Annotated in this window: 10 protein-coding genes; 5 read left to right on the forward strand and 5 right to left on the reverse strand. The window is 59.8% G+C overall.

The window, feature by feature from the left end; all coding sequences use genetic code 11:
• The first annotated feature begins 58 nt into the window (after positions 1 to 58).
• Together ABJO61_RS08450 and ABJO61_RS08455 are read left to right on the forward strand one after the other, a co-directional pair.
• A complete protein-coding gene (locus tag ABJO61_RS08450) occupies positions 59 to 1,411 on the forward strand; it encodes an NAD(P)-binding domain-containing protein (protein WP_348325627.1) in 1,353 nt (450 codons plus the stop codon).
• Complete coding sequence (locus tag ABJO61_RS08455) at positions 1,408 to 2,217, forward strand: SDR family NAD(P)-dependent oxidoreductase (RefSeq protein ID WP_348325625.1); 810 nt, start codon at positions 1,408 to 1,410, stop codon at positions 2,215 to 2,217. Before ABJO61_RS08450 ends, ABJO61_RS08455 begins: the two co-directional genes overlap by 4 nt.
• Here ABJO61_RS08455 and ABJO61_RS08460 read toward each other — a convergent pair.
• From ABJO61_RS08460 to hisS, 4 genes are all read right to left on the reverse strand, one after another.
• A complete protein-coding gene (locus tag ABJO61_RS08460; RefSeq protein WP_348325623.1) occupies positions 2,206 to 2,955 on the reverse strand; it encodes a TSUP family transporter in 750 nt (249 codons plus the stop codon). The two genes, ABJO61_RS08455 and ABJO61_RS08460, sit on opposite strands and share 12 nt — an antisense overlap.
• A 5-nt stretch (positions 2,956 to 2,960) precedes the next feature.
• Complete coding sequence (gene hisG / locus ABJO61_RS08465) at positions 2,961 to 3,941, reverse strand: ATP phosphoribosyltransferase (protein ID WP_348325621.1); 981 nt, start codon at positions 3,939 to 3,941, stop codon at positions 2,961 to 2,963.
• Complete coding sequence (locus tag ABJO61_RS08470; protein ID WP_348325619.1) at positions 3,938 to 5,116, reverse strand: ATP phosphoribosyltransferase regulatory subunit; 1,179 nt, start codon at positions 5,114 to 5,116, stop codon at positions 3,938 to 3,940. Before ABJO61_RS08470 ends, hisG begins: the two co-directional genes overlap by 4 nt.
• Before the next feature lie 104 nt (positions 5,117 to 5,220).
• Entirely contained in the window at positions 5,221 to 6,741 is a 1,521-nt protein-coding gene (gene hisS, locus ABJO61_RS08475; protein ID WP_348325617.1) for a histidine--tRNA ligase, read from the reverse strand.
• A 453-nt stretch (positions 6,742 to 7,194) separates the two neighbouring features.
• Between hisS and ABJO61_RS08480 the strand changes: the two genes are divergently transcribed.
• The 3 genes from ABJO61_RS08480 (at position 7,195) to cydB (ending at position 11,285) form a co-directional block, all read left to right on the forward strand.
• Positions 7,195 to 8,724, forward strand: coding sequence for a histidine kinase dimerization/phospho-acceptor domain-containing protein (locus tag ABJO61_RS08480; RefSeq protein WP_348325615.1), 1,530 nt, complete (start codon positions 7,195 to 7,197; stop codon positions 8,722 to 8,724).
• Between the two features lie 140 nt (positions 8,725 to 8,864).
• The gene (locus tag ABJO61_RS08485; protein WP_348325613.1) at positions 8,865 to 10,256 is read left to right on the forward strand and encodes a cytochrome ubiquinol oxidase subunit I; all 1,392 of its coding nucleotides are present in this window, start codon (positions 8,865 to 8,867) and stop codon (positions 10,254 to 10,256) included.
• A gap of 12 nt (positions 10,257 to 10,268) precedes the next feature.
• A complete protein-coding gene (gene cydB / locus ABJO61_RS08490) occupies positions 10,269 to 11,285 on the forward strand; it encodes a cytochrome d ubiquinol oxidase subunit II (protein ID WP_348325611.1) in 1,017 nt (338 codons plus the stop codon).
• 108 nt (positions 11,286 to 11,393) lie between these two features.
• Here the strand turns inward: cydB and ABJO61_RS08495 are convergent, their stop codons facing one another.
• Positions 11,394 to 12,833 carry a short-chain fatty acyl-CoA regulator family protein gene (locus ABJO61_RS08495; protein ID WP_348325609.1) on the reverse strand — a complete coding sequence of 480 codons (1,440 nt, stop codon included), beginning with the start codon at positions 12,831 to 12,833 and terminating at the stop codon, positions 11,394 to 11,396.
• Positions 12,834 to 12,876 lie beyond the last annotated feature (43 nt).

A 12,876-nucleotide genomic window follows, 5' to 3' on the forward strand; every position in this document is an offset into this window, starting at 1 on the left:
GAGGGTTTATCACTTATTACAAATGTGAGGATTATTCATTTATTTCGAGGGCGGGCCAATGAACGAAATCGGTCGTGTATGCGTGGTAGGGGGCGGGCCTGCCGGGCTCAGTCTCGCTCGTACATTTCTGCGGCATGGCATTCCCTTCGATGTCTATGAGCGGCATTCGGATGTCGGCGGCCTCTGGGACCAATCGAACCCCGGCTCACCGGTTTACGACTCGGCGCATTTCATTTCATCGAAGACGCAATCGCACTATCACAACTTTCCTATGCCGGACGACTATCCAGACTACCCGTCGAACAGGCAGATCCACGGCTATATGAAGCTCTTCGCGGATGCCTACGGACTTCGCGATCACATCCGCTTCGACACCTCGGTCGTGAAGACGGAGCTGCAAGCCGACAGCACATGGATCGTCACGCTCTCCACCGGCGAGACGAAAGCCTATGGCTCACTGGTCTGTGCCAATGGCACCAACTGGCATCCCGCGATGCCGGACTATCCGGGCACGTTCACGGGCGAGATGCGCCACGCCGTCACCTTCCGCTCAATGGACGAGTTCAAGGGCAAGCGTGTGCTAGTGATCGGTGCGGGAAATTCCGGCTGCGACATCGCCTGCGATGCAGCGAAAGCAGCGGACTCTGCTTTCATCAGCATGCGGCGCGGTTATCACTTCCTGCCAAAGCATCTTTTCGGCATACCGGCCGATGTCTTCGCACATGAGGGACCGCACCTGCCGATGTGGCTGACGCAACGCATTTTCGGCGTCATCTTGCGCATCCTGAATGGTGACCTGACGAGGTTCGGCCTTCAGAAGCCCGACCACAAACTCTTTGAGACACATCCGATCCTGAACACGCAGCTTCTTCACTATCTCGGGCATGGTGACATCAAGGCGAAGCCGGATGTCGAGCGCTTCGAAGGCAAGATCGTTCACTTCAAGGATGGTACATCGGAAGAGATCGACCTCGTGCTCTGCGCGACGGGTTACACTTGGAAAGTGCCTTATGTCGACCCTTCCCTCTTCATCTGGAAGAGCGGCAAGCCCGATCTCTACATGAACCTTTTCAGCCGCGAGCACCCGTCTCTCTATGCACTCGGCTTCATGGAAACGAATGGCGGCGCCTACAAGCTCTTCGACGAAATGGCCGACCTCATCGCCCGCACGATCACGGTCCGCGCAAAGGGCGGCGACGAGGCCGCCAAGCTCGACAGGTTCTTTGACACCGACCGGCCAAACCTCACCGGCGGCATCAAATTTGTCGGCTCCTCGCGCCACGCAACCTATGTCGAGATCGACGCTTATCGAAAGCAGATGGGCCGCATTCGAAAGCGCTTCGGCTGGGACGACCTCGCGGATGGCTGCTTCGACAAGCTGCGTGTCGTCCTCGTAAGCGAGGCAGCATGAAGGCGCTCGTCACCGGGGCGGGCGGTGGCATCGGCGCGGCGGTCTCTCGCGCGCTCGACGCTCGCGGATATGACCTCATTCTCGTTGATCTCGAGAGGGCATCACTCGACGCATTGGCCAGCACACTTGACCGCGAGCCGAAGAAAACCGTTTGCGACCTCGCCTCGCGCGATGACGTGGAGGTACTCTGCGAACGGTTCCATACCGATCTCGCAGATCTCGATATTCTTATCAACAATGCAGGTGTCGTACTGCCGGGGGCCGTCGCCGGTCTCACCCCCGAAGCGCTCGATCTTCATCTCGAAATCAATCTCCGCGCACCCATTCGCCTGATGCGCGCTGCCGCCCCGCAGATGATCGCCCGGAAAAGCGGTGCAATGGTCGCCACCGTTTCGCTTGGCGGCGTCATTTCGCTCAAGGACAGTGCAATCTACTCAGCCTCGAAGTTCGGCCTGCGCGGCTTTCTCTGCGGCCTCCATCAGGAACTTGCGCCCTGCGGCGTGAAAGTGTCCGGGGTCTATCCCGCCGCGGTCGATACGCCGATGCTCCATCACGAGGCGATGCATGGCGGGTCGGTGCTGAATTTCATCGACAAGGTGATGTCGCCCGAAGACATTGCAATGGCCACACTGAAGGCAATCGACACGGGCAAGCTCGAAGTCTATTCGCCTTACAGTGCGAGCCTTACCGCGCGCTTCTTCGGCTCGTTCCCCTGGATGATCAGACCATTGCTGCCGCTCATGGAAAAACTTGGTGAACAGGGCCGCCGGAAGTTCCTCGCCGCGAAGGGCTTTTCAGCCGAGTGATAGCGACAGCCCCCGCCAGATCAGGATTACTCCCAGCACGACGAGAATATAGCGGCTCCATTTCTTGAATTGCCCATCATTCATCCGGTCGAGCATCATCTTGCCAAGCGTCGTACCAAGCATGGCGAGCGGCGCAACCATCACATAAATCCACCAAGGCAGGTTTGCGTCAGGCAGCAGATGCGCCGCCAGTACGCCAAAGTAGAGAAGTTTCGTCAGATGCTGCAGCGTCTGCGTCACCGCCTTGGTCGCGACGATCTGATGACGTGTCAGCGGACTTTGAACAAAGAAGACATCGAGGATTGGTCCCGCAACACCGGCCGTCAGTGTCAACGCCGTCACAACGAATCCGCAAGCCGGTGAAACCAATGGTTTGGTGATGTCGAGCCCCCAGCTTTTGGGGATGGAGAAGGCCACGAAAGGGATCGCCCCCAGCACCAGGTAGACCGTCGCCTTTTCCGGTACGAAACTCACCAGCATGAAAAGTGCGAGCGCGGCGATAGAGCCCGCCAGGTTGGTCGCGACGAGCCTCCAGACGATATCGTCGCGGTTGATGACCGCGCGGTAGCCGTTCGATACCGCCTGCGTCACGCCATGGAGCATCATCGCCGCGCCCACCGAAAAGGTGAAGGTGAGGAAGGCCATGAGGATCATGCCGCCCGCCATGCCAAAAATCCCCGACAAGGTTGCCGTTACGAGAACCACAAAAGCGGTAACGGCAGCCAGGGAGACGGGCATGGGGTTCAGTCTTCTTTCTTGAGCCGCATCGTCAGCCGCTCGCGGAGCGGATTTTTCGCCTCGAACACATAATCGGCGCGCGCAGCCGTCACCGTGTCCCGCCCTTCCGCATAGAGGAAGGAGACGAGATCGTAGAGCCTTGGCTCCGGACAATGCGCGATGCACACAGGCGTTGCCGCGCCATTGCCGAAAGGAAGCGTCACACCGAAGCGGGCCTTGATTTCATCGAGCAGCGACGCATCATTTCCTTCGCTCGCGAAGCGCACCTCGACAACCTTCGACGCACGCGCCTGTGCCGACACACGATCGAGAATTTCACCGACAGCGGCGAGCGCCGTCTTGCTCCATTCGGCGCCGAGGCTCCCGACAAGATTTGCCTGACTTTTCAGGATGGTGCCGTCGTCGAGAACCTTCAGGTTGTTCGCTGTCAGCGTCGCGCCGGTCGAGGTGATGTCGACGATCACTTCTGCCGTTCCCGCCGCAGGCGCACCTTCGGTCGCGCCGAGGCTTTCCACGATCCGGTAGTCCGTCAGTCCGTGTTCGGCAAAGAAGCGCCGCGTCAGGTTGAAATATTTAGTTGCGACGCGAAGCCTGCGTCCGCGCTTCGTGTGGAAGGCCAGTGCCACGTCGTCCAGGTCCGCCATGGTGATGACGTCGATCCAGCTTTGCGGCACAGCAACCACGACATCCGCATGACCGAAGCCGAGCGGCAACAGCAACTCCACATCACGTTCCGGCGTGGAGAGTTTTTCGCGAATGAGGTCCTCGCCGGTGACGCCAAGGTGAATGAGCCCCTGCTCAAGCTGACCCGCAATTTCCGAGGCCGAGAGGAAAGCAATCTCGACATTTGCAATGCCGTCGAGCCGACCGGTATAACCCCGGCCTCCATCCTGTCGCACTTTTAGACCTGCGCGCGCAAAGAAGGCATTTGCGTTTTCCTGAAGGCGGCCTTTCGAGGGAAGGCCGATAACAAGTTTATCGCTCATTGGCCCTTCTCCTTCGAGACAGCCGCAAGCAGCCGTTCGATACCGACGGCGCAACCGACCGCGGGTATGGAGTTCGACGCGCCGAGCGCCGACAGCAGGCCGTCGTAGCGCCCGCCGCCGCAGATCATCGCATCGGCGCCAAGATCTGGAACACGAAACTCGAAGACGAAGCCCGTGTAGTAGGCCATGTTGCGCCCGAAGCCGGTTGCAAAGTGCGCACGGGAAAGATCGACACCCGCTTTTGCGGAGAGTTCGAGGCGCCGCTCGAAGCGGGCGATAACAGCCTCAATAGAAACGCCGGCGCCTTCGGCAAGCGCACGTATGCGGTCGATGCCTTCTCGCGGTGTGCCCGACACGGCCAGGAAATCCGAAATGAGTTTCGCCGCTGCCTTCGGCACGCTCGACGAGGCGAGTTCCGCCTGTTCGATCAGCCGCTCGGCAACTTCTTCAATCGAACGTCCGCCTACGGGCGCGATGCCCGCTAGTTTCAGCACGTCTTCGATCACGTCCTTTGCCTGCGCATCGTCGAGGCCCGAGATGGCTGAGATGAAGGCCTGGCGGTCGCCCGATTCCTCGCCAGCATCCCCCGCCGCAAGACGATCGAGAAGTTCGCGGAAATAGTCAGGCCGCCAGAAGTGCCGCTTCAGCCGAGAGCGCCAGCCCGGTGGCAGGTCAAGCGCATCAACCAGCGCATCGAAAAGTGCAAGGTCACCCATCTCAATGCCATAGGACTTCAAGCCCGCATCGGCCAGCGCACTTGCGGCGAGCGAAATCACTTCCGCGTCTGCGGCTTCCGCATCGCTCGCGCCGAGGCATTCTACTCCCGCTTGAGTATATTCACGCAGCTTGGTCGAACCCCGGCTTTGATAGCGATAGACCGGCCCGAGCGAGCAGAGCTTTTGCGCGCCGCCACCACTTTCGAGATAGAGACGGCAGACCGGGATCGTCAGCTCCGGACGAAGACACAGCTCGTCACCCGCCGGGTCCGCGAAGACATACATACGCCGCCGGATATCCTCGCCGGACATATCGAGAAAAATGTCGGCTGGCTGAAGTGCGGGTGCTGAAACCGGCGCATAGCCCGCCTTCTCGAAGCCGCCGCGCACCGAAGCGCCCAGCGCTTCCCTTGCGCGCAGGCGCTCTCCATCCAGTGCTGCCATAGGTTCAGGTGACATATCGAATACTTCCCGGCCCTGTCATTTCGTTCCGGTTTGGCCTTCCAGAGCGGGTCTTGTCTAGCATGGAAATGGTAAATATCGAGAAAGGAGATAACGGCTTTTCAGCCGTGATGGCCCCGAGCATGGCGATGCCGGGCAAGCATTGTCACAACCTCTTCGACGAGCCGCGCGCGAGGCACCGAAACCTGCGCGGGCTGTCCCTCGCGCCAGGCGGTATTGTCCTCGATCTCTTTCGACATTTCGGCACCGAGGATCAGGTCTTTCAGGGTAATTTCACCCCGAGCCCGCTCATCCTCACCCTCAATCACGGCAATCGGTGCGCCGCGCTTGTCGGCATATTTGAGCTGCGCCTTCATGCCCGAGCCGCCGAGATAAAGTTCGGCACGGATGCCCGCGGTACGCAGCTCCGACACCATGGTCTGGTATTCAGCCATGTTGCCCGCATCGAGTGTCAGCACCACGACTGGCGCGGTCACGTCTTCAACGTCGAGCTTGCCAAGCAATTCGAGAGCGCTCTGAAGCCGGCTCACACCGATCGAGAAGCCGGTGGCAGGCACCTTCACACCCTTGAAGCGCTCGACCAGCCCGTCATAACGGCCACCGGAGCCGACCGAGCCGAAGCGTACAGGGTTGCCCTTTTCGTCCTTAACCTCGAAGAGGAGGTCGGATTCGAAAACGGGGCCAGTGTAATAGCCGAGGCCCCGCACAATCCAGGAATTGAATTCAATCCGGTCCGTGCCATAGCCCGCCGCCATGAAGAGCGCGTCCATTTCGGCCAGCTCTTCAATGCCCTCGCGGCCAATGGAACTGTCGCCGACAACCTTGCGCCAGCCTTCAAGTACGAGGTTACGGTCCGTCGCACCTTCGTCAACGCCCGACTCCACATAGTCGAGCACCGCGGTAATCTGCGACGGTGAAAGCCCTGCTCCCTTGGTAAAGTCCCCGGATTCATCCTTGCGGCCCGGGCCGAGCAACAGCTCCACGCCCTGCCGTCCAAGGCGATCATATTTGTCGATGGCGCGCAGAACCGTCATATAGGTCGCGCTGCCCGGTTCACCTTCGAGGCCGATGGTTTCGAGAAGCCCGTCCAGCACCTTGCGGTTGTTCGCCCGGATACGATAGCTGTCGCGCGGGATACCGAGCGCTTCCAGGCAATCTGCGCCCATCATGCACATCTCGGCATCGGCCGCGACGCCGGGGGCGGCGACGGTGTCGGCGTCAAATTGCGTAAACTGGCGATAACGGCCCGGTCCCGGCTTCTCGTTCCGCCAGACCGGCCCCGTCTGATAGCGGCGAAACGGCTTGGGGAGGGCATCATAGTTTTCGGCGACATAGCGCGCGAGCGGGGCCGTCAGATCGTAGCGTAGCGAGAGCCACTGTTCATCGTCGTCCTGAAATGAAAAGACACCTTCGTTCGGCCTGTCCTCATCAGGCAGGAACTTGCCCAGCGCATCCGCATATTCAAAGGCGGAGGTTTCCAGAGGATCGAAACCATAGCGCTCATAGACCTCGCGAATGCGCGCAAGCATCCGTTGCTCCGCACGCACCAGCGCGGCGGGCATGTCGCGAAGCCCCTTCGGCACTCTGGCCTTGGGGCGGAAGGTCTTTACTTTCTTGCTCATGGCCTGCCTTTGGAGGGCGCTTTGCCGGAACGCCGAAGCCTTTGCAGCGCGGGCGCATACCTAGCCCATAGGCCCCGGCGTCACAAGCATTCGCTAGGACCGAATCACCGCAGCTCGGCGTGTGCCCCCTTTTCGCCATGAAAGGCCTAATCGCCCGGGTTTTTGCGTTTCCGGATACAAATCGAAGAAGAAAAAAGAAGGTTAACGCCCGGAGGTGAAAACTGTGGAAAATCTATACTGAAACGGGGTTTTTATCGTTAAAACATGCTTACCTTCTTGTATGGAAGCCCAACTCTAACCACAAAATAAGCGCCTTGTTTACTTTCCGTTTACTAAAGAATCAGACTCTTAGCTCACGCGGCCAAATGCCGCCGCAGTCAACTTATATGAGTTGAGTTGAGGGCGCTGGGGGGCGCAGAAATGGGTTTGACCTTGGCACGTCCAGGCATAGCAATGAGCCGTACCTCTTCGCCAAACGGAACAAGCGGCCCGCTCGCTCCTTCCGCCCTCTTCACTCATGTTGTCAGTGCCTCGCCGAGACTGCGGGCCGACTTTGCTGCACTTGCCGCCTCCGGCGAGGCGGGGCCGCTCTGCTTCGGGTTTTCCGCGACCGAGGAAGGCATTGATCCGCTACTCCATCCGGGCATCGATGCCCTCGCTATTGATATCGGCGAAGGCGAGGTTGCGGCACTCGATTTCCTGCGGCGCGTAATCGCACTCGGCCCGAACGCTCCTGTCATTGCGCTCGGCGCCGGCGATCCGCTCCTTCAGGCGGCGGCGCTTGAGGCAGGGGCCGAAGACTGTCTCTCTCCCGATATCGACACGCCGGCTTCTCTTGGCCTGGCCATTCGCCGCGCCGTCATGCGCCGCAACCTGAGCGAAGAGCGGCCAGCCGATGCCGCGCCCTTCGGGGAGCCCGGCAAACCTCATGTGACACTGGTTCAGGAAACTCCGGAAGCCATCGTCATACTCGACAGCCAAGGCGTCATTCGCTTTGCAAACAGCGCCGCCCAAGACATTCTGGGGCGTTCGAATGACGATCTTGTCGGCAAACCCTTCGGCCTGCCAAGCGAACCCGGCGAACACGATGTTACAATCACGAGGCCGGATGGAGACAACCGCCTCGCCGAAATGCGCATCGTCGATACACGTTGGGGCGGTGTTCCTGCCCGTGTTGCCGCTCTCAATGATGTGACGGTGAGGCGCAAGCTCGAACAGACCATGCACGACGCAGAGACGCGCAGTCAGGAAACTTACAAGCGCAACCAGAGCTTCTTTTCAAACGTCAACCATGATCTGCGCACACCGCTGACCCACATCATCGGCTTTTCGGAAATGATGAAGAACGAGCGTCTCGGACCAATGGGGACCGACCGCTACAAGGAGTATGCCAGCGACATCTATTCGAGCGGCACGGTGTTGCTCGACATGATCGAGGATCTGCTCGGCATCGCCGAAGCGGAAATGCATGAAATCGACCTTACAGACGAAATCTGCAATCTCGGACAACTTGCGGAGATCGCGGTGGCAAGCCAGCGGCAGCACGCGGCGGAAGAAGGCGTATCGATCGAGGTCGATTGCCCTGACCGTCTTCCGGGTCTGCGCGGAGACGCACGCAGGTTGAGACAGGGCCTTTTCCGTCTGATCGCGGAAGCGATTCATTGCGCCCATCGGGGCTCGACCATCCGCCTTACCCTGGGTGAGGATAGTCGCGGGATACATGTGAGGCTGAACGAGGTTCGCGATCCGAAGGTCATTCAGATGGAACTTGATGCCTTGCCCGATTTCGAGACGATAGACGACCCCTTCGTGAGCGCCGAAGACAGCAGCGCGCCGCGCGAGGAAAGCCTCGCGCTTTCTCTCACGCGCAAGGTGATGGAGTTGCATGGCGGCTCTCTCGATATCGTCCGCGCTCGCAAGCACACACCGGACAGCAAGATGAGCATCGATCTCAACTTTCCGGCTAATCGTGTGATCCGCTGAATCTTCGTGTGATCCATATCCATTCGAAATTTGTGTGCCGTTTCGCCGCGGGGCGTTTCGCTGCACCCTTTAGGCCTGTTGACGCGGCGGGCTACAGTGTATGCTTGCACAATCACCTTCGATGATGGAGGAGACGTGCCATGCCACCGCTCGATGTCGAAATTCTTGCCCGACTTCAATTCGCCTTCACTGTCTCCTTTCATATTCTGTTCCCGACACTGACGATCGGGTTGGCCGGTTTTCTTGTTTTCTTCGAGGCAAGATATCTGCGCTCGAACAATGAAGTCTGGCTCGTTCTCTATCGTTTCTGGGTCAAGATTTTCGCCCTCACCTTCGGCATGGGGGTCGTCTCCGGCCTCGTCCTCTCCTACCAATTCGGTACAAACTGGTCGGAATGGTCGCGCATCACGGGCCCGGTGCTCGGACCGTTGATCGGATTCGAGGTTTTGACGGCATTCTTCCTTGAGGCCGGCTTTCTCGGAATCATGCTGTTCGGCTGGAAAAAGGTCGGTCCGCGCCTTCACTTTCTGGCCACATGTCTGGTCGCTATCGGCACAATGATTTCGGCTTTCTGGATTCTCTCCGCCAATAGCTGGATGCAGACGCCTGCGGGAGCGAGCTTTGTCGACGGCCAATATGTCGTCGATGACTGGCTTGCGGTCATCTTCAATCCGTCATTTCCATGGCGGCTCATGCATATGACAACCGCCTCGTACCTCACCTCATCGCTCGTCGTCTCCGGCATATCGGCCTTCTATCTTCTCGCCGGCAGCCATCGGGAGGTTGCGCGGCAGGCCTTTTCGGTGGCCATGTGGGCCGTCCTCGTTCTCGCACCGCTGCAAATATTTCTCGGCGATCAGCATGGCCTGAACACGCTCGAACATCAGCCAATGAAAGTGGCAGCGATGGAAGGCAACTGGGAAACGCAATCCCATGCGCCGTTTCACATTTTCGCCATGCCGGACCAGAAACTGCAGAAGAACCATCTCGAACTATCGATCCCCTGGGCGTCGAGCCTTATCCTGAAGCACAGCCCGTCGGGGGTTGTGCCGGGGCTCAAGGAAGTACCGGTCGAAGACCAGCCGCCGGTGGGCATCGTCTTCTGGTCCTTCCGCGTCATGGTCGGGCTTGGTTTCCTGTTTCTCGCGCTGGGGCTCTGGGGCGCCTATGCACGTTGGCGCGGCACACTTTACGACGCGCGCTGGCTCAAGCGTCTTGCCGTTGTGCTGACGCCTGCGGGCTTCGTCGCGACGCTGTCTGGCTGGTTCGTGACCGAAGTCGGACGACAGCCCTACACGGTCTATGGTGCGATGCGGACGGAAGACAGTTTCTCGCCGTCCGTAACCGGCGCATCGGTCGCGACGACGCTAATCATCTTTCTCATCGTCTATGGCGGCCTTTTCGGCGCCTATCTCTATTATCTCTCAAAGCTCGTCCGAAAGGGCCCCGACCCCCTCAAAACGAGGGAAACGGAAGAAACGCCCGAGGCGATCCGGGGCGCCCGCCCCGGCCTCGTCGTTCCGGCGGAATAGGAGAGGCGCATCATGGAAACGCTCGCGATCATTTCCGGTGGCATTATCGGCGCCGCGATCCTCATGTATGTCGTGCTCGACGGCTTCGATCTGGGCGTCGGCATTCTCTTTCCCTTCGCGCCCGACGAGAAAGCGCGCGACACAATGATCAACTCCATCGCGCCGATATGGGACGGCAACGAGACGTGGCTTATTCTCGGGGGTGGCGGCCTTCTCGTCTTCTTCCCCGCCGCCTATTCAATCGCCCTCCCCGCCTTTTACATTCCGGTCATGGCGATGCTCTTTGCCCTGATCTTTCGGGGGGTCACCTTCGAATTCCGGCACCAGGCACATACGAGTACGCACCTCTGGAACCGTTCCTTTTTTTGGGGTTCTCTTATCGCCGCGTTCATGCAAGGCGTATTGCTTGGCGCTTTGGTACAAGGCGTCGAGGTGGAAAACCTCCGCTACGTAGGCGGCATGTTCGACTGGCTTACACCCTTCTCCATCCTGACGGGAATTGGTGTAGTGATGGGATACGGCCTGCTCGGCGCCACATGGGTGATCTACAAGACCGAAGGCGAAATACAGGAATGGGCGCAACGCGCGGCCATCATCCTTGGGAGCGGCATGCTGGTCGCAATGGCGGCCGTCAGCGTGATGACGCCGCTGCTTCGCCCCGCGATAGCGGATCGCTGGTTCGGCGGCGTGAACCTGCTCTATCTCTCGCCGATACCGCTGCTCACGCTCGCTCTCGCCGCCACTCTCTTCTGGTCGATCTTTTCGCGGCGCGAGCTTCTGCCTTTCCTGTCGTCCGTCGGGCTGTTCATTCTAGGTCTTGGTGGCATCGCAATCAGCCTCTACCCGAACATCATTCCGCCTTCTGTGACGGTCTGGGATGCGGTCGCTCCGCGCTCAAGCGTAATCTTTGCGATGGTGGGCGTCGCGGTGGTGCTGCCGATGGTGCTCATCTACACCATCTACGCCTACAGCGTGTTCCACGGCAAGGCGAGTGCCGAAGGCGGCTACGCCCATCATGAGCATGAGTGAGAAAGAGCCGCGCGGGGGGAAGAAGCTTCTCTGGTTCGCCGCCATCTGGCTTGCGAGCGTTGCTGCCCTTGCTGCTTTTGCATATAGCGTGAGGGTATTGCTCGGGCTCTAGCGCACCGGAACGCCAAAGGGCGAGATGCCGCGCACATGATCCTGCACCGTCAGGCGATGCTTCAGCGGCGGGAAGGCGCGCTGTGAGCAGTCCAGTCTTTCGCAAAGCCTGCAATTGACGCCGATGGGCATGGCAGCCCGCTCGTCATCGAGATCGTAGCCCTGGCTGTAGACGATCTTGCGCGCATGGGCGATTTCGCAGCCAAGCCCCACCACATACTGATCGCCCGGCACACCGATACCGGAACCCGCGCGGCTCACCGTACGCGCGATGGAGAAATAACGCGTACCATCTTCCATCTGCACGACCTGCGTGTAGACCTCGCCCGGCACGCGGAACGCATCATGCACGTTCCAGCGCGGGCACGTTCCCCCGAAACGGGCGAAGTGAAAACCCGCAGCCGAGAAACGCTTCGAGACATTGCCCGCATTGTCTACGCGAATGAGGAAGAAGGGGATGCCCCGCGCGCCCGGACGCTGCAACGTGGTGACGCGATGGCAGACTTGCTCGAAGCTGGTGCCGAAGCGGCGCCCCAGCAGGCGGATGTCGTAGTGCGTCGCCTCCGCGGTCTTGTGGAAAGGCCCATAGGGCATCAGCAACGCGGCGGCGAAGTAATTCGCGAGCGCCACACGGCAAAGTCTTTGCGCTTCCTCGCTTTCAAGGCCAGAGCTCTCGACAATGTCCTCGATGGCGCGGGACTGCTCGAAATAGCCGAGCTGATAGGCAAGCTGAAACGACCGGCCCGGCTGGTCCAGAAGTTCGGAGAGGAAGATCGTCTGCCGGTGACGGTCGTAGCGCCTGAGTTCATGCGGCATGAGATCGGCAGGAGCGATGCGTGTCGAGACGCCATGAAGGTCGCGCAGCACTGTCCTGAGTGCCACGTAAGGCTCTTCCGAACCTATGCCGGCGCTCGCATAGAGCCTCTCCGCTGCATCGTCCAATTCGGGGAAGTGATTGTTCCGGCTGTTGATGAAGTCGCGAACTTCTTCGAGCGGCAGGCCCGGCGCCTCCGCGCCGTCCAGCATGTCGCGGTCTGCCAGACGCTCCGCAAGCATCGAGCCGTTGGTCACGCTCTCCTGATAGGCGCGGTAGAGGTTCGAGATCGCATCCGCCGTTGCCGGGCTCGCCGCCGCGATTTCGCGCAAATCCTGAGTAGTGAGGCCCGCATCGCGAAAAAGCGGGTCCGAAAAGACCTCGCGGAGGACCGTCAGCGCCTGCGCTTCATCGTCGCCCCCTAGCGAGCGAAGCTCCACGTCATAGACTTCAGCAAGCTTGAGCAGCACCTGGACAGAGACAGGACGCTGATCCCGCTCGATCAGATTAAGGTAACTTGCCGAAATGCCGAGGTCGGCGGCCATGCGCGCCTGGGTCAGCCCCTTTTCGCGGCGAAGACGCCTAACGCGCGGACCGGCAAAGACTTTTTTCTCCGAAGCCATGCGGCAACCTTTGAAAAATTGCCTTCCAATAAGGCAGTTCAGG

Source organism: Parvibaculum sp., from assembly GCF_039973015.1.
Classification (GTDB): domain Bacteria; phylum Pseudomonadota; class Alphaproteobacteria; order Parvibaculales; family Parvibaculaceae; genus Parvibaculum.

Bases quoted from the DNA above. Each gene is read 5' to 3' on its own strand.
- ABJO61_RS08480 (WP_348325615.1), top strand. From the start codon at position 7,195: ATGAGCCGTACCTCTTCGCCAAACGGAACAAGCGGCCCGCTCGCTCCT.
- ABJO61_RS08455 (WP_348325625.1), top strand. From the start codon at position 1,408: ATGAAGGCGCTCGTCACCGGGGCGGGCGGTGGCATCGGCGCGGCGGTC.
- ABJO61_RS08485 (WP_348325613.1), top strand. From the start codon at position 8,865: ATGCCACCGCTCGATGTCGAAATTCTTGCCCGACTTCAATTCGCCTTC.
- cydB (WP_348325611.1), top strand. From the start codon at position 10,269: ATGGAAACGCTCGCGATCATTTCCGGTGGCATTATCGGCGCCGCGATC.
- ABJO61_RS08460 (WP_348325623.1), bottom strand. From the start codon at position 2,955: ATGCCCGTCTCCCTGGCTGCCGTTACCGCTTTTGTGGTTCTCGTAACG.
- hisG (WP_348325621.1), bottom strand. From the start codon at position 3,941: ATGAGCGATAAACTTGTTATCGGCCTTCCCTCGAAAGGCCGCCTTCAG.
- ABJO61_RS08450 (WP_348325627.1), top strand. From the start codon at position 59: ATGAACGAAATCGGTCGTGTATGCGTGGTAGGGGGCGGGCCTGCCGGG.
- hisS (WP_348325617.1), bottom strand. From the start codon at position 6,741: ATGAGCAAGAAAGTAAAGACCTTCCGCCCCAAGGCCAGAGTGCCGAAG.
- ABJO61_RS08470 (WP_348325619.1), bottom strand. From the start codon at position 5,116: ATGTCACCTGAACCTATGGCAGCACTGGATGGAGAGCGCCTGCGCGCA.
- ABJO61_RS08495 (WP_348325609.1), bottom strand. From the start codon at position 12,833: ATGGCTTCGGAGAAAAAAGTCTTTGCCGGTCCGCGCGTTAGGCGTCTT.